This window comes from Rhodococcus opacus, from assembly GCF_012396235.1.
Lineage (GTDB): Bacteria > Actinomycetota > Actinomycetes > Mycobacteriales > Mycobacteriaceae > Rhodococcus_F > Rhodococcus_F opacus.
The window spans coordinates 52,366-68,002 of sequence record NZ_JAAXPA010000006.1 but is presented as its reverse complement, the minus strand read 5'-3'; the positions used below and the strand labels follow the sequence as shown (position 1 = coordinate 68,002).

General features: G+C 69.2%; 17 protein-coding genes and 1 riboswitch. Of the genes, 5 read left to right on the top strand and 12 right to left on the bottom strand.

Going from position 1 to position 15,637, the window contains the following annotated elements; translation table 11 throughout:
- Window positions 1-42: 42 nt before the first annotated feature.
- The 5 genes from HGB39_RS39560 to HGB39_RS09595 form a co-directional block, all read right to left on the bottom strand.
- A complete protein-coding gene (locus HGB39_RS39560; RefSeq protein ID WP_005254130.1) occupies window positions 43-177 on the bottom strand; it encodes a hypothetical protein in 135 nt (44 codons plus the stop codon).
- 95 nt (window positions 178-272) lie between these two features.
- Window positions 273-1,631, bottom strand: coding sequence for a T3SS (YopN, CesT) and YbjN peptide-binding chaperone 1 (locus tag HGB39_RS09610; RefSeq protein WP_005254131.1), 1,359 nt, complete (start codon window positions 1,629-1,631; stop codon window positions 273-275).
- A gap of 70 nt (window positions 1,632-1,701) precedes the next feature.
- Window positions 1,702-2,367, bottom strand: a complete 666-nt coding sequence (locus tag HGB39_RS09605; RefSeq protein WP_037203156.1) for an ESX secretion-associated protein EspG — start codon at window positions 2,365-2,367, stop codon at window positions 1,702-1,704.
- Between the two features lie 14 nt (window positions 2,368-2,381).
- Window positions 2,382-3,299, bottom strand: coding sequence for a PPE domain-containing protein (locus tag HGB39_RS09600; RefSeq protein WP_005570537.1), 918 nt, complete (start codon window positions 3,297-3,299; stop codon window positions 2,382-2,384).
- Between the two features lie 126 nt (window positions 3,300-3,425).
- Window positions 3,426-3,980: a hypothetical protein gene (locus HGB39_RS09595; protein WP_005570535.1), complete on the bottom strand. Its 555-nt coding sequence runs from the start codon at window positions 3,978-3,980 to the stop codon at window positions 3,426-3,428.
- A gap of 289 nt (window positions 3,981-4,269) precedes the next feature.
- Between HGB39_RS09595 and HGB39_RS09590 the strand changes: the two genes are divergently transcribed.
- Genes HGB39_RS09590 through HGB39_RS09585 form a run of 3 tightly spaced genes read left to right on the top strand, consistent with a single transcriptional unit; the run spans window position 4,270 to window position 5,989 of the window.
- Window positions 4,270-5,373 (top strand): FAD-dependent oxidoreductase, encoded by a 1,104-nt coding sequence (locus tag HGB39_RS09590; RefSeq protein WP_005570533.1) that lies wholly within the window; start codon window positions 4,270-4,272, stop codon window positions 5,371-5,373.
- The gene (locus tag HGB39_RS40505; RefSeq protein WP_005570531.1) at window positions 5,370-5,648 is read left to right on the top strand and encodes an L-aspartate oxidase; all 279 of its coding nucleotides are present in this window, start codon (window positions 5,370-5,372) and stop codon (window positions 5,646-5,648) included. Before HGB39_RS09590 ends, HGB39_RS40505 begins: the two co-directional genes overlap by 4 nt.
- Window positions 5,645-5,989 carry a 4Fe-4S dicluster domain-containing protein gene (locus HGB39_RS09585; RefSeq protein ID WP_005570529.1) on the top strand — a complete coding sequence of 115 codons (345 nt, stop codon included), beginning with the start codon at window positions 5,645-5,647 and terminating at the stop codon, window positions 5,987-5,989. Before HGB39_RS40505 ends, HGB39_RS09585 begins: the two co-directional genes overlap by 4 nt.
- A gap of 14 nt (window positions 5,990-6,003) precedes the next feature.
- Here HGB39_RS09585 and HGB39_RS09580 read toward each other — a convergent pair whose 3' ends face one another.
- Window positions 6,004-6,993 (bottom strand): alpha/beta hydrolase, encoded by a 990-nt coding sequence (locus HGB39_RS09580; RefSeq protein ID WP_043791921.1) that lies wholly within the window; start codon window positions 6,991-6,993, stop codon window positions 6,004-6,006.
- Window positions 6,994-7,170: 177 nt separating this feature from the next.
- On the opposite strand from HGB39_RS09580, the gene HGB39_RS09575 reads away from it, so the two are divergent.
- On the top strand, window positions 7,171-8,526 hold the full coding sequence (locus HGB39_RS09575) for a WS/DGAT/MGAT family O-acyltransferase (protein WP_039952828.1): 1,356 nt from the start codon (window positions 7,171-7,173) through the stop codon (window positions 8,524-8,526).
- A gap of 13 nt (window positions 8,527-8,539) precedes the next feature.
- Here HGB39_RS09575 and HGB39_RS09570 read toward each other — a convergent pair whose 3' ends face one another.
- The 5 genes from HGB39_RS09570 to HGB39_RS09550 form a co-directional block, all read right to left on the bottom strand.
- Window positions 8,540-9,352: an ABC transporter ATP-binding protein gene (locus HGB39_RS09570; protein WP_005570526.1), complete on the bottom strand. Its 813-nt coding sequence runs from the start codon at window positions 9,350-9,352 to the stop codon at window positions 8,540-8,542.
- A complete protein-coding gene (locus HGB39_RS09565) occupies window positions 9,345-10,166 on the bottom strand; it encodes an ABC transporter permease (protein WP_005570525.1) in 822 nt (273 codons plus the stop codon). The genes HGB39_RS09570 and HGB39_RS09565 overlap by 8 nt, the downstream gene beginning before the upstream one ends.
- Complete coding sequence (locus HGB39_RS09560) at window positions 10,144-11,184, bottom strand: ABC transporter substrate-binding protein (RefSeq protein WP_005570524.1); 1,041 nt, start codon at window positions 11,182-11,184, stop codon at window positions 10,144-10,146. Before HGB39_RS09560 ends, HGB39_RS09565 begins: the two co-directional genes overlap by 23 nt.
- Complete coding sequence (locus HGB39_RS09555) at window positions 11,169-11,891, bottom strand: TenA family protein (protein WP_005570523.1); 723 nt, start codon at window positions 11,889-11,891, stop codon at window positions 11,169-11,171. The genes HGB39_RS09560 and HGB39_RS09555 overlap by 16 nt, the downstream gene beginning before the upstream one ends.
- A riboswitch (TPP riboswitch) is annotated at window positions 11,885-11,980 on the bottom strand. Its footprint overlaps the gene before it by 7 nt.
- A gap of 57 nt (window positions 11,981-12,037) precedes the next feature.
- Window positions 12,038-12,715: an NUDIX hydrolase gene (locus HGB39_RS09550; protein ID WP_054248573.1), complete on the bottom strand. Its 678-nt coding sequence runs from the start codon at window positions 12,713-12,715 to the stop codon at window positions 12,038-12,040.
- Between the two features lie 112 nt (window positions 12,716-12,827).
- On the opposite strand from HGB39_RS09550, the gene HGB39_RS09545 reads away from it, so the two are divergent.
- On the top strand, window positions 12,828-14,381 hold the full coding sequence (locus HGB39_RS09545; RefSeq protein ID WP_005566683.1) for a carboxylesterase/lipase family protein: 1,554 nt from the start codon (window positions 12,828-12,830) through the stop codon (window positions 14,379-14,381).
- Here HGB39_RS09545 and HGB39_RS09540 read toward each other — a convergent pair.
- Window positions 14,374-15,615: an MFS transporter gene (locus HGB39_RS09540; protein ID WP_005566684.1), complete on the bottom strand. Its 1,242-nt coding sequence runs from the start codon at window positions 15,613-15,615 to the stop codon at window positions 14,374-14,376. The two genes, HGB39_RS09545 and HGB39_RS09540, sit on opposite strands and share 8 nt — an antisense overlap.
- Window positions 15,616-15,637 lie beyond the last annotated feature (22 nt).

The following is a 15,637-nucleotide window of genomic DNA, read 5'->3' as shown; positions in this document are numbered from 1 at the left end:
CGCCTTTGTGGCTGCTGCCGCTACCAGAAAGGCGCACGGGCGCTAGCGCTTCTTGACGTGCGAGACGATTTCCGGATCGCTTTGTCCGTTGGTCTTCATCTTCTTGTCGGCGCGCTTCTCCTTCAGCGACTTACCGGACTTCTTCGACATGGAATTGCGGGGCGATTTGTCAGCCATGGACCATCCCTGAATGCGGAACCTGGACGGCTCCGATAGTGCTGACAGTACGCCACATCCCGGGAAACCCGGACCGATCGTCGAAAGGGCGGCTTCTAGGACGACGGATCGTCGAACAGGGTCTGCTCCTCGGGGTTGGTGAACAGCCCCATCTGCTCGGGCCGCGGCTTGGTGTCGGGAGCGCTCGCCGTCGGTGGCAGCACGACGGTGCGGAGGGCGTGGCGCAGGGCGCCGACGATGCGCTCCCACTGGTCCGCCGACGCATCGTCGGTTTCACGCAACCGGGTCACCCAGGCGATGCCGGTGTCCAGGAGCACGAGGATCCGGTCGCGGTCGTGACCGCAGACGTCGGTGACGACAGCCGGATCGGTGTCGCCTCCGGGCCCGGCATGGAGATGGAACAGCGTCTGGAGTTCCTTCGGCAGGTCGGTGGACGACATCCGGTTCTCGGTGCGAGGTGCCGCATCCGCCTCCGGTTCGGCGTCCGGGCCGGAGTCGCGGTGGAAGAACAGTTCGCCACCGAACCGCGACGCGAACTCGTTGTCGACGGTGCTCAGGAAATCGGAGAACGCCTTGCAGCTGTCCGTGAGGTGCTGCGGGACGAACGGGTTGCCCGACACTTCCAGGAACGCCGACAACCGGTCGTCGACCAGCACGAACTTGATCCGTGACCACGTGCGGTTGAGGTCGGCGGTGACCTCGGCCGCGCGGGTGCGGTCGCTGATGTCGTGCACGAGCGGCGCGAACAGTTGCACGTCGACGGTGTCGGCGAGCGGGCCGACGAACAGGATGGTGTTGCCCATCCGGATCGGGACGTCGCCGTCCGGGTCGCGTTCGGGCAGCAGTCCGAGCATCGGCACCAACGCGAGCGTGATCAGTTCGTGGAGATGCTCGACGTCGCGGGGGACCACGGCGGCCGCGGGGTCGAGTTGCGCGACGAGCGGCGGCCGCACCGCAACCGGGTCGAACGTGGCCTCGGGATCCGTACTCGACGTCTCGGTGCTCAGGAACGCGGGATGCGTGATTCCCCAGACGTCGCGGAACGCGGCCACGGCCATCGCGGCCAGTTGATCCGACCACGACAGCTTCTTGTCGACGTAGAACGCGGGGGAGCCGTCGTCGGGTTCGTCGTCCGGGCCGCGCGTCGGCCGGTTCCAGCCCAGCTCGGTGAGGTACGTCTGCTCGGCCTCGGTCAGTGCGCGGTCGGGGTGCAGGTAGTGGTTCGACGGCACCTCGCAGCGCACCGTGTCACCGTCCCACACGACGAACTGAATGCACGGCATCAGTCCCTGGGATTCGTCGAGCTCCTCGAATCCCGATTCGAGGACCAGAAGGTCCTCGTCCTGCATCGCTGCCAGATAGTCCGCGAGGCGCCGCTGGAACTCGGCCCAGTCGCGGTTCACACTCGAATCCAGATCGAAGTCCTGCATGTCTGCTCCGTCCGGGTCGACCACGAATCACCTACTTCCGCTCTATACGGTAGCGGCGATCGCCGAGACCGCAGCGCAGGAGGGGGTGGCGCGCTCAGACGGGGTGACCGGCCGCGATCCGTCCGGTCAGCCGGGTGACGGCGTCGAGGAGGTCCCACGACGTGCCCGGTTCCACCGCCACGGCGGAATCGCCCCACACGAGGTACCGGCCGTCGCCCTCGATGTCCCGCCACGCCAGACCGCCGACGGGGCGTGGTGAGTGCCGCGCGCCGCGGATCACGGTGACGACCCCCTGGCTCGTCGACGGACGGTCGAGGATCCGGGCGGCTCGTGCGCTCCCGGCCGGTGTCGGCGGGACCACGACGCCCGCCGCCGCGCCGGCGTCGGTGTCGGGGAGCTGAGCGATCAGCTGCCGGCTGACGTCGTACGGTTCGCAGCTCCGGATTACCACTTCGGCGCCCGGATGCTGCACCGCCGCGATCCCGTGCCCGCGTGCAAGGGCTCCTGTCATGCGGACCGGGGTACCGCCGTCCGCATCTGCCGAACCGGAGATCTCGATTCGGAGGTCGGGTTTGGCGAGCACCAGCAGCGCCGACTCGAGCGCGTCGTGTTCGGGTCCGGAGAAGGCGGCGCGGATCCGGCGCTGCTCCGCCGCGTACTCGTCGGCGGTGGCCAGCGTGCTCGTGACCCTGAACGGATACGGAATGCGGTCCTGGCCGGTCCGGGCCCACAACGCCGAGAACTGCGGGCCGGTCAACACCCAGTGCCCCACGACTATCGGCCGATCACCGCGGGTGTCACGAGAGGCAATCTTCCGACGAGTTCGCTTCCCTCGTCGATGCTTTCGAGGTACGTCGGGGGCTCCGCCTCGTCTTCCCGCGCGGCTGGCAGGGCGGGAGCGCCCGGCCGTTCGGGGGTGGTCGTCCGGTGAGAGGACACGATGCTGCGCGCGTACTGCGCCACCCCGCCGCCGACGGCCCCGGCCAGCGCCGCACCCGCGATCGAACCCGGCGCACCCTGTGCGGGCGCCGGCGAGTCCTCGAGCAGCACCTCGCCGCTCTTGCGGTGCTCATTGCGCGGGACGGATTCGGATTCGGGCTCGGCCACCTGCTCATCGCTGGGTATGCCGTGCACCCCGTTCGGTCCGATGTCGAAGCCCACCGGCTGACCGTTTGCCGTTGCCGCGGCATCGGTCGCGGCGAGGCCCGCAGCGGGGAGTTGTTCGTCCGCGACCCGATACGCCGAGGTGTAGAAGGTGTCCATGGCGGCCTTCGCGTTCTGTTCTGCGGCGTCGGCGTCGGCTTCCGCAGTCCAGTTGACGGGCAGCACCTGGGTCCAGTCGGTCGGGTGTTCGCCGGGCCGACCCACCGCGCCGCGGACCGCTTCGGCTCCGGTGGTCGCGTGCCGCAACGCATCCGCCACATCGGTGAATCGGTCGCCGACCTGCCCGGCTTGGGCGGCGTAGTCGTCGAGCGCCGACGCCACCGCGTCCGCGGTCGGCCCACGCCAACCGGTGTTGACGGCGGCACGGGTCGCGTCGTGGAACTCGGTGACCGACTCCTGGAATCGGCGTCCGAGGTCGTCCCAGGCCGCGGCCACCGCACCGGACTCGGCGGGCCTCAGCGCGTCGACCGCACACCTGATGGCTCGGTGATCCCACTCGCCCGACCGAAAATTCTCCCCGCCACTCATCCCCGACCTCCGATGCTGGACACTCACGGTCCCGGAGTGGACCCCCCAATCCGGCGGGAAGCCACCTTACCGACTCCTGCACCGGGCTTGTCACCGCTCCCGATCTCGGAAAGGCTCGGGTGGGCCTCAGCCCCGCGGTCTGGTGGTGACGGGCGGGATGGTGATCACCGGACGCGTCGTCGTCGTGGTGGTGACCGGCGGCAGTGTCGGCTCCGCGGGTGACGCCGTCGGCGGGGCCGCGATCCGGGGCACGGTCTGCTCGGTCGTCGTGATGACGGGAGGCCGGGTCACGGGTGTGGTGACCGGGGCCAGGCTGATCGTCGGGGGAGGCGGCGCGACCGTGGTCCGGACGGGTGGCGGCGGTGGCGGGGCGGGGGTCGTCGAGGGCGCGGGCGGCGGCGCGGTGGTCACCGGAGCCGGTTCGGTGGTGAGCGTGACGGCCCGTGGGGTGGTGAGGTCGGCCATCTGCCAGGTGGGGGTCGGCGGGACGAACACCTGGAAGGTGGCCGGTGCGGCGCTGTAGGGCCCGGCGGCCTGCAGGCCCTCCGACGTCAGCGGTGGCGGCACGACGTCCGGCCCGCGGTTGCCGAACGCGCCGCCCGCGGCACCGATCATCAGGCCGGAGACCGCCGACACGGTGGCAATCGCGAGTGCCCCGATCGCTACAGTCCTGTCGTCCATGTGCTACCCGTCCTCGGCGTGCAAATGCGTCCACCATAGAGGGCGGTGCCGCCGGCTGCCGCATGTGTCCGGAAGACGAGTCGTCCGGGCGGGTTCGCTGGATGGTTGCCGGGGTTCGGCGCACGCTGACGAGAACTCTTGTTCGGGCGAGCCGGTCAGCCGACGATCGAGCGGTGTCCATACCGCTCCGACCGGGGGTAACGATGTCTCTGCTCGACTGGTTGTTCCGCCGTCCGCTGTCCGAACGAACCGGGGCGGCCGTCGCCGCGTCGGCGATGCTGTTCGCTTCGTGAGCCGGCTCGAGATCGACGCCGACGTCCTCGTCCTCGGCGGCGGACCCGCCGGAACGTGGGCGGCACTGGCGGCGGCCCGGGCGGGCGCGCGGGTCGTCCTCGCCGACAAGGGCTACTGCGGCACCAGCGGCCCCACCGCGTCGGGCGGCAACAACCTGTGGAACGTCCCGCCCGGGCCTGCACGCGAACGGTCGGTGCAGGCCCGCTTCGAGGGCGGCGGCAGACTGTCCGAGCCGGCCTGGATGTACCGGGTGCCCGAGGAAACCCACCACCGGGTGGATGAACTGGCAGGCGCCGGCTACCGGTTTCCGTCCGGCGACGACGGCCGGGAGGTGCGTACCAGCCTGCAGGGGCCGGAGTACATGCGCCGGATGCGCAGGCGCGTGCACCGCGCCGGGGTCACCATCCTCGACCACAGCCCCGCCCTGGAACTGCTCACCACCGGCGACGGCATCGTGTCCGGTGCCGCGGGTCTGCAACGGCAGAACGGATACGCCCCGTGGTCGGTGCGTGCCGGGGCAGTGGTCGTGGCGACCGGCGGCTGCGCATTCCTGTCGGGAAGCTTCGGAACGAACGTCGACACCGGCGACGGACTCCTGATGGCGGCCGAGGTCGAGGCGTCGTTCTCGGGCATGGAATTCTCGACGGCCTACGCGCTGGCACCGGCGTGGAGTGGGCACAGCAAGGGTTTGATGATGCAGTTCGCCACGTACTACGACGCGGACGGCCGGACTCTCGGGGACGGCGGTTTCTCCGCACGCGGCGCCGCGATGGCGCACCTCGCCGCCGGCCGCCCCGTGTACGCGCGTCTGGACCGAGCCAGGCCCGACATCCGCGCGGCCATGCGCACGTCGCAACCGAATTACTTTCTGCCGCTGGACAAGGCCGGCATCGACCCGTTCACGCAGAAGTATCCCGTGCGGGCAGTCCTGGAGGGAACGGTGCGCGGAACCGGAGGCATCCGGGTCGCCGGCACCGACTGCGCGGACCGTCGGCCCGTCGGCAGGCGTCGCGCTCCATCGTCGGACTCGTGCAGGAGCACACCTTGCCGCTGCGACGCAGCTACCGGCGCAGCGCGACGAGTCTGCAGGACAGCGTGACAGCCCTCGACGAGGCGTGGTCGGGTGCCGCCGATCTGCTCGGCGGCACCGAACGGGAGCTGCTGCAGGCACGGTCGGCCGCCGCGATGCTCGCCGTCGCGCGGTGGGCGACGCACTCCGCGCTGGCGCGGACCGAGACCCGGGGGATGCACGTGCGCACCGACCTACCGGACGCCGATCCGGCGCAGACCCGCCGACCGCTGTCGGGCGGACTGGGCGAGGTGTGGGTGCGGCCGGAACGTGGCACCGCCGAGGCCCGGACGGTCGCGTCGTGATCGAGGTCGTCGTCGCCGACCGCTGCGTGCGATGCGACATCTGCATCAAGGTCTGCCCGACGGACGTCTTCCGTCGCGGCGCGGACGGGGTACCCGTCGTCGCGCACCAGGAGGACTGTCAGACGTGCTTCATGTGTGAGGCGAACTGTCCCACCGACGCGCTGTACGTCGCGCCGTTCGACACCCCGGTTCCCGAGGACTCGACGCACACCGACGCCGAGGGTTTGGCGGAGTCGGGGGCGCTCGGCGCCTACCGCGCCGTGATCGGGTGGGGTGGCCGTCGCACGCCGGGTTCCACACTCGACCGGAACCACCTCTTCACCCCGGTGAGTACTTGTTAACGTCCGGGGGGCGGTTAAGAAGTACTCACGGGTGTGGCTTTGCGGATGAACCGGCCGATCTCGCGGATGGCGCGGGTGCCCTCGGGAAGCAGACCGGCGGCGGCCTGGAAGACGTGCACCTGCCGTTCCCACACCTGCAGTTCGCACGGCACACCCGCCTGGGACAGCCGCTCGGACATCAGTTCCGCGTCGACGTACACCATTTCCCGCGAGCCGGTCTGGATCAGCGCCGGCGGCATGGAGGCGAGGGAGCCGTCCACGGGTGACGTGGACGGCTCGTGCCCGCCCCTGGTGTCCAGTCTTTCGATCAGCCTGGACAGGGCACCGACCGCGCGTTTGGGGAAGACAGCGCAGAGGTCGGCGTTGGGATGGGCCAGCTTGTTCACCGGGTCGAGGTCGGTCAGCGGCGACAGCGCGACGTCGGCGGCGGGACGCGGCAGCCCCTGGCGCAGGGCTTCGAGCGTCACCATGAACGTCAGGAATCCGCCTGCCGAGTCGCCGGCGATGACGATGCGGTCGGCGGTGTACCCGTGCGAGAGCAGCCACCGGTACCCGTCGACGCCGTCCTCGACGGCCGCCCTGATGGGGTTCCGCGGGATCATCCGGTACGCGACGTTCAGCGTCGACGCCTTCGACTCCGCCGAGATCCGGGACACCATCTGGCGGTGGGAGTTGATCCCGCAGCACAGGAACGCCCCGCCGTGGAGGTAGAGGATCGCCCGGTCGGCGAGCTCACCCGGGGGCCGGATCCACTCGGCGCGGCAGTTCGGCAGCCGAATGGGCCTGCGCACGGTTCCGCTGATGGGACCGAGCGAGTATCCGAACAGGTCGACGACTCCCGCGGGCCACGGCAGTTCGGGGTAGCGCGCCCACCCGTCCAGGAACGGCCGGACCGTGCGGCGGAGTGTGTGCGCGAGGGCCGTCGACTGCAGGCTGGTCCCGGCGAACTCCCGCCGCGTCACCGGGAGGGGTGACGGGCAGAAGTCGAAAGTCGCAGTGCTCATAGCCTGCCTCCGATCCGGCCTCGGTGCCCATCGACATGCTGCCTTTAGGTTTCCACCTCTTTGCGCCGTACGGTCTACATCGAAGTTGGTCGCACGGACGCTACGCCCGACGTAGCATCCAGGCAAAAGTCGTAATGGGATAGTGACCGAGCGGGGGTGAACGTCCAGGTGGGGATCATGCCGGTTACCGATTCGATATTCCTTCTCGGAGAATCGCGAGAGCATCCGATGCACGTGGGATCGCTCGAATTGTTCACACCGCCGGAGGATGCCGGCCCCGACTACGTGAAGTCGATGCACGAAACTCTGCTGAAGCACACGGACGTCGACCCTACTTTCCGGAAGAAGCCCGCGGGCCCCGTCGGCAGTCTCGGGAACCTGTGGTGGGCCGACGAGTCGGACGTCGACCTCGAATACCACGTGCGTCATTCGGCCCTCCCGGCCCCGTACCGCGTCCGGGAACTGCTGACGCTCACGTCCCGGTTGCACGGCACGCTCCTGGACCGTCATCGCCCGCTGTGGGAGATGTATCTGATCGAGGGTCTCGGCGACGGCCGGTTCGCCATCTACACCAAGCTGCACCACTCGCTGATGGACGGGGTCTCCGGGCTGCGGCTGCTGATGCGGACGCTGTCGACCGACCCGGATGTGCGCGACGCACCGCCGCCGTGGAACCTGCCGCGAAGAGCGTCGGCCAACGGAGCCGCCCCCGACCTCTGGTCGGTGGTGAACGGGGTCCGTCGCACGGTCGGTGAGGTGGCCGGTCTCGCACCGGCGTCGCTGCGCATCGCCCGCACCGCGATGGGGCAGCACGACATGAGGTTCCCGTACGAGGCGCCCCGCACCATGCTGAACGTCCCGATCGGTGGCGCGCGCCGGTTCGCCGCGCAGTCGTGGCCGCTCGAACGCGTCCACGCCGTGCGGAAGGCGGCGGGGGTCAGTGTCAACGACGTGGTGATGGCCATGTGCGCCGGGGCGTTGCGGGGGTACCTCGAGGAACAGAATGCGCTACCGGACGAGCCGCTGATCGCGATGGTTCCGGTGTCGCTGCGCGACGAGCAGAAGGCCGACGCCGGCGGCAACGCGGTCGGGGTCACGTTGTGCAACCTGGCGACGGACGTCGACGACCCGGCCGAGCGTCTGACGGCGATCTCCGCCTCCATGTCCCAGGGGAAGGAACTGTTCGGCAGCCTCACCTCGATGCAGGCGCTGGCGTGGTCCGCGTTCAACATGTCGCCGATCGCCCTGACGCCCGTGCCGGGGTTCGTCCGCTTCACGCCGCCACCGTTCAACGTGATCATCTCCAACGTCCCCGGGCCGCGGAAGACCATGTACTGGAACGGGTCCCGGCTCGACGGCATCTACCCCACGTCGGTGGTGCTGGACGGGCAGGCACTCAACATCACACTCACCACCAACGGCGGCAACCTCGATTTCGGTGTCATCGGGTGCCGCCGCTCGGTGCCGAGCCTGCAACGCATCCTCTTCTATCTCGAGACGGCTCTCGGCGAACTCGAGGCGGCACTGCTCTGAGAGGCCGCGTATTTCAGCGCCGGGCCGACTCCTGCTCGACGAGTGCCCGGCGCGATTCCTCGTGGAGCACCCCGAGCAGTTCGTGTTCGACGTCCGCGAACTCGGGCGACGTCATCATCGACAATTCGCGGGGACGCGGCAGGCCCACCGTCACCTCGCGCCGCACGGTCGCGGGCCGCGCGGACAGCACGACCACCCGGTCCGACAGGTAGACGGCCTCCCGGATGTCGTGGGTGATCATCAGCACGGTCCACCGGTAGCGCTGCCACACGTCCTGCAACCAGGTCTGCATCTCGGTGCGGGTCAACGAATCCAGGGCGCCGAACGGCTCGTCGAGCAGCAGCACCGGACGGTCCTGGACGACGGTCCGCAGCATCGCGGCCCGCTGTCGCATCCCACCGGACAGTTGGCTGGGGCGGGCGTCCTCGAACCCGCCGAGACCGAACACGGAGAACAGTTCCCGAGCCTTGTCCCGCGCCTGCTTCCGGGGCACGCCCTGCACCTCGAGTCCGAGGGTGGTGTTGTCGAGGACGGTGCGCCACGGGAACAGCAGGTCCTTCTGCGGCATGTACGCGCACTTCGCGGGGCCACTCCCCGCGGGACGCACCGGTTCGCCGCCGATCGTGACGGTGCCGGCGTCGGGTTGGTCGAGACCGGCGAGCATGGAGAACGCGGTGCTCTTCCCGCACCCGCTCGGGCCGATCACCGACACGAACTCACCCGGTTCGACGGTGAACGAGACGTCGTCGAGGACGGGCCGGATGCCGCCGCGGACCGGGAACCCCTTGCTCAGACCGGACAGTGCGACGCGCGCGGTCTCACTCATGCCGGGCCCTTTCGTTCTTGATCCACGGGGCGACGACGCGCTCGACCGCGAAGGTGAGCAGGTAGAGGCTGACGCTGATCACGGCGGTCACGAGCACCGCCGCCAGCACGAGGTCGGTGCGGAAGGAGTTCTTCTGCGTCGCCATGTAGATGCCGAGACCGGCCGTGGCCCCGACGTATTCGGCGAACACGGCGCCCACCACGGCGTACGTGATGCCGATGCGCAGGGCGGTGAAGAACCGGGGGATCGCCGACGGAAGCCGCACGTAGCGGAATTCTTGCCATCGTGAGGCACCCATGCTGCGCAACAACGCGCCCGCCTCCCGGTCGGCCGCGGCGAAACCCTCGATCAGACCGATCGTCATCGGGAAGAACGTGGCGAGGGCGATCACGAGAATCTTCGGCAGCAGACCGAATCCGAACCAGATGATCATCAGCGGCGCGATCGCGATGATCGGCAGCGTCTGCGACACGACGAACAGTGGAACGAACGCGCGTCGCAGCCACGGCGAGAAGTCCACGAGCACGGCGAGCGCCCACGCGAAGAGCAGGGAGACGGCGAACCCGATCAGCGTCACCTGGAGTGTCGCGGAGGCGTGACCGGAGATGGCGTCCCGCGCCCGCCAGCCCTGTTGGACCACCCGCAGCGGCGACGGCAGCACCTGCGGCCGGATACCGCTGACCGTCACGTACACCTGCCATGCGACGACCAGCAGCGCCACGACCACGACCGCGGGCAGCACCCGCCGCAGCAGCGGGGACGCGCCCGGGGCCGTGGTGCGGAGACTGGGGTCAGGGCTGAGCGAGGTACTCATTGGTGAAATACGTCGACCAGTCGGGTTCCGTGGTCAGCGGTGCCCCGTCGGGGCCGGTGAGCAGGCCGTGCTTGAACAGGAAACCGGAGTAACCCGCCCACTGCTCGGCCGTCTGTGTCCCGACCTTTCCGGAACTGTCCTTCATGTACTCGGAGGACAGCATCTGCTGGCTCTCTCGCACGAGGGACTCGTCCGTGAAGGCGCCGGGGTTGGCGTCGATCAGTATCTGTGCGGCCTCGTCCGGCCGGTCGGCGGCGAACTGATATCCGCGCTGCAGGGCCTGGACGAACTTGCGGGCCTGCTCGGGATGGTCGGCCATCCATTGCTCGTTGCCCTCGATGACGAGCGCGTACGCATCCGGGAAGCCGTAGTCGGTGTAGTGGAAGTAGCGCATCGGGGTGCCCTGGTGCTCGGCCTCGATGCCCTCCCAGCCGAAGAACGAGACGGTGAAGTCGGCGGTGCCGGAGTACACGGCCTCGTACGCCGAGGTGCCGAGCGTGACGGTGGTGAATTCGCCCTTGCCGCCGTCGTTCCGAATGATCTGCTTCAGCGTCTCCTCGCCGTCCGGGTCCGCGAACCCGGCGTAGATCTTGCCGTCCAGATCCCGGGGGCGGGTGATGTCGGCGCGATCCGCCTTCACCGCGATGCCCGTCGCCCAGTGCTGCAGCGGAGCCATCACCGACGTGGTCTGTGCGCCCGCGGCCTTCGAGAACGTCGCAGAACTCTGGAAGCTCACCCCGAACTCCGCGTTGCCGGCGTCGACCAGGGTGTCGGGCGAGGTGTCGTTGTAGGGCAGCACCTGCACGTCGAGTCCGGCGTCCGCGAACCAGCCTTCCTGCTGGGCGACGAACAGACCGGTGTGGTTGGTGTTCGGTGTCCAGTCGAGTGCGAACCGGATGGTGTCGCCGGACTGCGAGTCACCGGCGCAACCGGTGAGCAGCGACAGGGCGGAGACCAGGACGACGGCTGCGGTGGCAGCGCGCTTGGTACGAGAGAAGAGTGTCACGATGCCGGCCATTCCTGCTTGTTGAGAGCGGTGTCCCAGAACATGTGCTCGTAGCGGCTGGCGATCACGAATGCCTCCGCCATCGCCTCACGCTGGGCATCGGTCGCGGCCTCGGCCGCGGCGTCCACGAGTTCGCGGGCCGTCGCGACGGCGGCGTGGAACTCCTCGGCGTCGTAGGTGGTCACCCACTGTGCGTAGGGGTGCGACGGGTCGGCGGAGAGCACCTCACGGGCGCTCGCCGCGAGCCGGTGCCCGACGTCGGCGTAGATCCAGAAGCACGGCAGCACCGCGGCCGCAGCCACCGCGTACGGCTCGGTGGCGGCGACGGCCGTCAGGTACGAGATGTACCCGAGGCAGGCCGGCGAATGCTGCGGCTCCACGTCCGACTCGGGGAGTCGTCCGCTGGTCAGCAGATTCTGGTGCAGCGTCGCCTCGACCGTGGCGGCCTCGGCGGCCGAGCCCGCCCAGAACCCGGCCTCGACCGGGCCCGGCGCATGCGCGGCGACCAGCGAGAGAGCCTTCGCGTACCCGGTCAGGTACAGGAAATCCTGCTCGATGTACGTGCGGAACACGTCCAGCGGCAGCGTTCCGTCGCCGAGGCGGCGCAGGAACTCGAGTTCGTCGATCGCCTCGCGCAGCACCTTGGTCCGGTCCCACAAGTGGTCCGTGAATCGGGCGTGCTGGCCGGTGCCGGCAGCATCGTGGACAGAGCTATTCACAACGTTGACATCCCTTCGTCAGCATTACCTGAGCAGGTTCCCGGGTGTGTTCTCAGCCCCGCCTGTGCGGAGCACCCCGTGTCAGAACAAGCCGACCCTAGCACCGGCCGTGCCGCGGGCGGAAAGGCCCGGGTCGGTCGACGGGCTCAGCCGGCGAGGAACGCGGCCGCGGTCGGCGGGAGAGACGCGGGGCCGCGCCGGTAGATCTCCGCGGGCCGGCCGGTCCCGACGACGGCCATGTCGCCGGTGTTCTCGAGGGCCGGCATCATGTGGCGCCGGAACGAGTCCTTCGGCAGGGGACGTCCGAACACCACCTCGTACACCCGGCGGAGTTCGAGCACCGTGAACGTGTCGCCGGCCAGGCCGGACGGGTCGACGGCCCGCGCGTACCGCTCGCGCAGGTCGGCGACGGCGAGGGCGACGACGTCCGCGTGGTCGAACGCCATCTCCTGCGTCACCCGGTCGTCGTCGACGGTGATCAGCATCGTGTCGCGGGGGAGCGCTGTGCGGGGCAGCGCGGCGCCGTGCGTCATCGACAGCACCCACCCGCGATCGTCGCGGTCGGGGTCGTCGAGCATCGCCAGCTGATGGAATTCGGTGCCCGTCAGCCCGGCCGTGGTGTGCAGGCACCGCTCGGCGGCGTCCCGCAGTCGTTCACCCTCGTGGAGGAAGGTGCCGGGAAGGGTGAAGTGGCCTGAACGGCGTGGAACCACAATCACTTTCAGTTCCGTTCCGTCGACGGTGAGGACGGCGACGTCGACCGCCACGGAGGGGCGCGGATAGTCGAGGAGGCTCTTGCCGTCGGAATCGGTCCATGCGGCCACGCAGGAATGTTAGCGCACGGTTGATCTATCTCGCGTTCGATCGGTCCTGCCTGCTCATCGTTGGTAGTTTGGCGAGAGATTCCCGGTACGTGCTGCGTGAGGAGATTCGTCCGTGGAGGTCGACAAGTCCGGCGACACGCTCGTCGTCCGTGCCCGGGACGGCGACGTGCGTGGCTATCCCGAGGGCGACGTCTACGCGTGGAAGGGCATTCCGTTCGCCGCGGCGCCCGTCGGCGACCTGCGGTTTCGCGCGCCGGTCCCGCCCGCACCGTGGGAAGGTGTGCGCGACTGCGTCGACTTCGGCCCGATGGCGCCGCAGGGGCACGGAACCGCCGTCCCCATCGATGCGGGACTCGAGATGGACGAGGACTGCCTGTCCGTCAACGTCTGGGCCCCGAGACCCGACGGCACTCCGCGGCCGGTGATGGTGTGGATCCACGGCGGTGCCTACTGCCTGGGAACCGCAGCCCAGGGCATCTACAACGGGCGCATCCTGTCCACCCTCGGCGACGTCGTGCTGGTCTCGTTCAACTACCGGGTGGGAGCGCTCGGCTTCCTCGACCTGTCGTCGTTCTCGACGGCCGAGCGGGTGTTCGAGACCAACTGCGGGCTGCGTGACCAGGTCGCGGCCCTCGCATGGGTGCGCGACAACATCGCATCGTTCGGCGGTGACCCGGACGAGGTGACGGTGTTCGGCGAGTCGTCCGGAGCCGGGTCGATCACCACGCTGATGACGTGTCCGAGCGCCGAGGGGCTGTTCCACCGCGCGATCGCCCAGAGTCCGCCCGCCACGTCGGTCTACGGGAGTGAGCGGGCGGCCACCGTCGCGAAACAGTTCCTCGACATCCTCGAGGTGGAACCCGGGCAGATCGACACACTGCTGCACCTTCCGTACCGCACGGTGATCGAGGCCAGCGACACACTCGTCAACGAGGTTCCGACGAGGATCCCGGGCACGCTCGCCATGGCACCCGTGGTGGACCGCGACTTCCTGCCCCGCTACCCGGTGGCCGCGTTCCAGAAGGGCTACTCGCACCGCATCCCCCTCATCATCGGTTCCAACAAGGACGAGTCGTCGATCTTCAAGTTCATGAAATCGCCTCTGCTGCCGGTCACTTCGGATTCGGTGCAGGAGATGCTGAGGGCGATCGCGACCGATCACCCCGAACTGCCCGCCGCTCGCCTCGCCGACATCCTGTCGGCGTACCCGGACCGCGGAAAAGCGAAGGGCGCGCTCGCGATGTCGCGGGACGCCGCGTTCCGGATGCCCGCCCTGTGGGTGGCCGACGCCCACAGCCGGCACTCGCCGACGTGGATGTACCGGTTCGATCAGGCCACGCCGATGCTCAAGGCCGCACGGATCGGAGCCGGCCACGCCACCGAACTCCCGTACGTCTTCGGCAATTTCGACACCCTCAACATCGACCCGACGTTTTGGCTCGGCGGCCGGAAGACGGCGCTCGAGGTGTCGGGCCGGATCCAGCGCCGGTGGCTCGCGTTCGCGCGGCACGGTGTCCCCGCCGCGCTGGACGGGTCCAAGCACTGGGCCCCCTACGACGAGGAGAACCGCTCGACGTTGCTGATCGACGGCGCGGACACCCTCGTGAAGGACCCGGACCACGAGATGCGGATCGCCTGGGGCAACGACGTCATGGGCTTCAACTGACGGGCACCTTGTCGTCGAGTTCCTTCAGGACGGGCAGCGCGAAGCAGGCCAGCCCGATGATCAGGACCGGGATCGCGAGCACGAAGAACGTCGGCTGGATTCCCCACTTGTCGAGGAGGGGACCGGCCAGCAGGTAGCCCAGCGGGCCCGCGGCGTACGCGGTGGACGTCATGACGCCGGTGACCCGACCACGCATGTGCTCCGGGCTGCGAGTCTGCATGGCGTAGTTGGCGATCGGGCCGACCGGACCGAACACGAGACCCTGGAGGAGGGCCAGCGCCAGAATCGCCCACAGCGGCGGCAGGAAAGCCATCGCGACCATGGCCGCGCCCAGCACCGTCACCGCCACCACCATCAGCGTCCTGCGCGACACGAACGGCGCGAGCGGTCCGTACGCGAGGGCGCCCACCACGCCGCCGATACTGAGCGCCATCAGCACCGAACCCAGCTGGGCGGGCTTGTCGAGTTCGGTGAAGTACACCGGGAACACCACCGATTCGACGGGCATGTACAGCGCGACCACCGCCATGTCCACGAGCGCGATCGTCCGCAGGAGCCGGTTGTGCCACACGAACTTCAGCCCCTCGAGCGTGCCGTGCCAGATGGACGTCGGGCGCGTGGACGTGTCGGGTCTGCCGGCGTTCTCCAGTCGCAGGAACGCGATGGTGACCACGGACAGCACGAAGCCGACGGCGGTGACCCACAACGTGTTCACCGCACCCACCGTCGCGATGAGGACACCGCCGATGCCCGGACCGACGAGATACGCCACGTTGTAGTTCGCCTCGTAGAGGCTGTTCATCCGGTCGAGGGACCACCCCGCCGACTTCGTGGCGGCGGGCAGCATCGACTCCCGCGCCGCGATCCCGGCCGGATCGAACGCGGCGCCGATCGCGGCGAGGACGGCGATCACCGTCACGGTGAGGCCCGTCGTGTTCGCGATCACCGGGATGGCCGCCACGGACAGGGCAGACAGGCAGTCGGAGATCATCGACGTGCGGCGACGTCCGAACAGGTCGACGAACGTGCCCGCGAACAGGCTCGACACCAGCAGCGGGAGGGTGGCCGCGCCCGCGACGATCGCGGCGTCCGACGCGCGACCGGTCCTCTCGAGCACGAGCCAGGGCAGCACGACGATCGCGATGCCGTTGCCCGTGGACGAGAACAGCGTCGCGAGGTTCAAGAGGATCAGGGGCCCGAACCGGCGAGTCACAGCCGTCTCGGTGGCGGTCACGGCAAGGGTCCTCTGGTCGGCT

What these genes read in the sequence shown, in the direction of transcription:
- HGB39_RS39560 (WP_005254130.1), bottom strand. Translation starts at nt 177, where the DNA reads ATGGCTGACAAATCGCCCCGCAATTCCATGTCGAAGAAGTCCGGTAAG.
- HGB39_RS09600 (WP_005570537.1), bottom strand. Translation starts at nt 3,299, where the DNA reads ATGAGTGGCGGGGAGAATTTTCGGTCGGGCGAGTGGGATCACCGAGCC.
- HGB39_RS09595 (WP_005570535.1), bottom strand. Translation starts at nt 3,980, where the DNA reads ATGGACGACAGGACTGTAGCGATCGGGGCACTCGCGATTGCCACCGTG.
- HGB39_RS09580 (WP_043791921.1), bottom strand. Translation starts at nt 6,993, where the DNA reads ATGAGCACTGCGACTTTCGACTTCTGCCCGTCACCCCTCCCGGTGACG.
- HGB39_RS09575 (WP_039952828.1), top strand. Translation starts at nt 7,171, where the DNA reads ATGCCGGTTACCGATTCGATATTCCTTCTCGGAGAATCGCGAGAGCAT.
- HGB39_RS09570 (WP_005570526.1), bottom strand. Translation starts at nt 9,352, where the DNA reads ATGAGTGAGACCGCGCGCGTCGCACTGTCCGGTCTGAGCAAGGGGTTC.
- HGB39_RS09565 (WP_005570525.1), bottom strand. Translation starts at nt 10,166, where the DNA reads ATGAGTACCTCGCTCAGCCCTGACCCCAGTCTCCGCACCACGGCCCCG.
- HGB39_RS09560 (WP_005570524.1), bottom strand. Translation starts at nt 11,184, where the DNA reads ATGGCCGGCATCGTGACACTCTTCTCTCGTACCAAGCGCGCTGCCACC.